The sequence below is a fragment of the Mesorhizobium sp. genome (assembly GCF_024509055.1).
Classification (GTDB): Bacteria; Pseudomonadota; Alphaproteobacteria; order Rhizobiales; family Rhizobiaceae; genus Mesorhizobium.
Window position 1 is genome coordinate 1 of the sequence record NZ_JANINM010000196.1, and the last position, 3,212, is coordinate 3,212.

The window sequence follows — 3,212 nt, forward strand, 5'->3', positions numbered from 1 at the left end:
GCTTCCCGGCCAAGGTCGCCTTCGTTTCGCACGGGCTGGAGCCGGTGACGCTCGGAGCCAAGGAGGGCCTGGCGCTGCTCAACGGCACGCAGTTCTCGACCGCTTTCGCGCTTGCCGGCCTGTTCGAGGCCGAGACGCTTTACCAGTCAGCGCTAGTCGCCGGCGCGCTGTCGACCGACGCGGCCAAGGGCTCGGACGCGCCTTTCGATCCGCGCATCCATCTCCTGAGGAAGCATCGCGGCCAGATCGAGACGGCCGACGCGCTGCGCAATCTTATGGCCGGCAGCGCCATCCGCGAATCGCATCGCGTTGGCGACGAGCGCGTGCAGGACCCGTACTGCCTGCGCTGTCAGCCACAGGTGATGGGCGCCGCCCTGGACGTGCTGCGCAAGGCGGCCGACACGCTGGAGACCGAGGCCAACGGTGTCACCGACAACCCGCTGATCTTCGCCGAGGACGATACCGCGCTTTCGGGCGGCAACTTCCACGCCGAGCCGGTGGCGTTTGCCGCCGACATGATCGCGCTTGCCGTCTGCGAGATCGGCTCGCTGTCCGAGCGTCGCATTGCCATGCTGGTCGATCCGGCGCTGTCCGGCATGCCGGCTTTCCTGACGCCGAAGCCCGGCCTGAATTCCGGTTTCATGATCCCTCAGGTGACGGCCGCCGCCCTCGTTTCGGAAAACAAGCAGAAGGCCTATCCGGCGAGCGTGGACTCGATCCCCACCTCGGCCAACCAGGAAGACCATGTCTCGATGGCCGCCCACGGCGCGCGCCGGCTTCTCGGCATGATCGAGAACGCGACCGCCGTCATCGGCATCGAGTTGCTGGCGGCGGCTCAAGGGTGCGATTTCCACGCGCCGCTCGCTTCAAGCGGAGCGTTGGAAGCAGTGCGCAAGCTGGTCCGCTCGGAAGTCCCGCATCTCGACAACGACCGCCATTTCCATCCCGATATGGAAAAGGCGATCGCCATGGTGCGCGGCGGCGCGGCGGTTAAGGCGGCGAGCGCGGTCGCGCTGCCGTCGGTCACGGGAGCCGCGTGATGGCCACGCCTCCCTGGCTCACCGTCACGCAAGGCACGGCGCCGCTGCTGGTCTCCATCCCTCACACCGGCATCGATCTCGCCGGTCTCGAGGGCCGGCTGGTCTCGACCTGGCTGGGCCGCCGCGACTGCGACTGGTGGATCGACAAGCTCTATGATTTCGCGACCGATCTTGGCGCCACCGTCGTCCATACCGCGATCTCGCGCACCGTCATCGACGTCAATCGCGATCCGTCCGGGGTCTCGCTCTACCCCGGGCAGGCAACGACCAGCCTCTGCCCGACCGATACTTTCGACGGCGACCCGCTTTACCAGATGGGCGACGAGCCGACGCCATCGGAGATCGACGAGCGCAGGCAGATGTATTTCGCGCCCTACCACGCTGCCCTTCAGGCCGAGATCGACCGGCTGCGCGGCATGCATGAGAACATCGTCGTCTACGACTGTCATTCGATCCGCTCGGTATTGCCGCGCCTGTTCGAGGGCACGCTGCCGGTGTTCAACCTGGGCACCAACGACGGCAAGAGCACCGATCCGTCGCTGCAGGAAAAGGTCGCTGAAATCCTCGCTTCGACCGGCGAGACCTGGGTGGTGAACGGCCGCTTCAAGGGCGGCTGGATCACTCGCAGCTTCGGTCAGCCCCAGAATGGGGTCCATGCGCTGCAGATGGAACTCGCCAACCGCGGCTATATGCGCGAGCCTGATGAAAAGGGGGCGCCGGAAAACTGGCCGGTGCCTTACGATCCCAGCTACGCGGCGCCGATCCGCGCCACACTGAAGACCATTCTCGAAACCGCCATTGACTGGGCCGGGCGCTGAACCGCGCCGCCCGCCTTGCTTCGAAAGGGACAATGATGACCAATCCTCGCCACAACATCCGCGAAGTGCGCGCGCCTCGCGGCGACAAGCTCAACGCCCGCTACTGGACGACCGAGGCGCCACTGCGCATGCTGATGAACAATCTCGATCCAGACGTGGCGGAGAACCCGAACGAACTGGTCGTCTATGGCGGCATCGGCCGGGCAGCGCGCACCTGGAACGATTTCGACCGTATCGCCGCCACGCTGAAGACGCTCGGCGAGGACGAGACGCTGCTCGTGCAGTCAGGCAAGCCGGTCGGCGTCTTCCGCACGCATAAGGATGCGCCGCGCGTGCTCATCGCCAACTCCAACATCGTGCCGCATTGGGCGACCTGGGAGAAGTTCAACGAGCTCGATAGGAAGGGCCTGATGATGTACGGCCAGATGACAGCCGGCTCCTGGATCTATATCGGCACGCAGGGCATCGTGCAGGGCACCTACGAGACCTTCGTCGAGGCCGGTCGCCAGCACTACAACGGCAACCTCAAGGGCAAATGGATACTCACCGGCGGCCTCGGCGGCATGGGCGGCGCCCAGCCGCTCGCCGCGGTCATGGCCGGCGCCTGCTGCCTCGCCATCGAATGCAATCCGGACTCTATCGATTTCCGCCTGCGCACCCGCTATGTCGACGAGAAGGCCGAGACGCTCGACGAGGCGATGGAAATGATCGACCGCTGGACCAAGGCCGGCGAGGCGAAGTCGGTCGGCCTGCTCGGCAATGCGGCCGAGATCGTGCCGGAGATGTTCCGGCGCGGCATCCGCCCCGATATGGTCACCGACCAGACTTCCGCCCACGACCCGATCAACGGCTACCTGCCCAAGGGTTGGACGATGGCCGAATGGCGCGAGAAGCGCGTCAGCGACCCGAAGGCCGTCGAGAAGGCCGCGCGCGCCTCGATGCGCGAGCATGTCGAGGCCATGGTGGCATTCTGGAACGCCGGCGTGCCGACGCTCGACTATGGCAACAACATCCGTCAGGTCGCCAAGGAAGAAGGCTTCGAGAACGCCTTCGCCTTCCCGGGCTTCGTGCCGGCCTATATCCGGCCGCTGTTCTGCCGTGGCATCGGACCGTTCCGCTGGGCGGCGCTCTCTGGCGATCCGGAGGACATCTACAAGACCGACGCCAAGGTGCGCGAGCTGACCCCCGGCAACACCCACTTGCACAACTGGCTGGACATGGCCCGCGAGCGCATTTCGTTCCAGGGCCTGCCGGCGCGCATCTGCTGGGTCGGCCTCGGCGATCGCCACCGTCTGGGCCTCGCCTTCAACGAGATGGTGGCGAAGGGCGAGCTCAAGGCGCCTGTCGTCATCGG

The 3,212-nt window shown here is 66.1% G+C and carries 3 protein-coding genes; all 3 read left to right on the plus strand.

Going from position 1 to position 3,212, the window contains the following annotated elements; genetic code table 11:
- A partial coding sequence (locus tag Q0L57_RS09360; RefSeq protein ID WP_296741493.1) for an aromatic amino acid lyase occupies window positions 1-1,040 on the plus strand: 1,040 nt, incomplete at its 5' end.
- On the plus strand, window positions 1,040-1,858 hold the full coding sequence (gene hutG / locus Q0L57_RS09365; RefSeq protein ID WP_296741496.1) for an N-formylglutamate deformylase: 819 nt from the start codon (window positions 1,040-1,042) through the stop codon (window positions 1,856-1,858). The genes Q0L57_RS09360 and hutG, both read left to right, overlap by 1 nt.
- Before the next feature lie 32 nt (window positions 1,859-1,890).
- Window positions 1,891-3,212 (plus strand): urocanate hydratase (hutU, locus tag Q0L57_RS09370; protein WP_296741499.1); only part of this gene is annotated, 1,322 nt, incomplete at its 3' end.

Bases quoted from the DNA above. Each gene is read 5' to 3' on its own strand.
- hutG (WP_296741496.1), top strand. From the start codon at position 1,040: ATGGCCACGCCTCCCTGGCTCACCGTCACGCAAGGCACGGCGCCGCTG.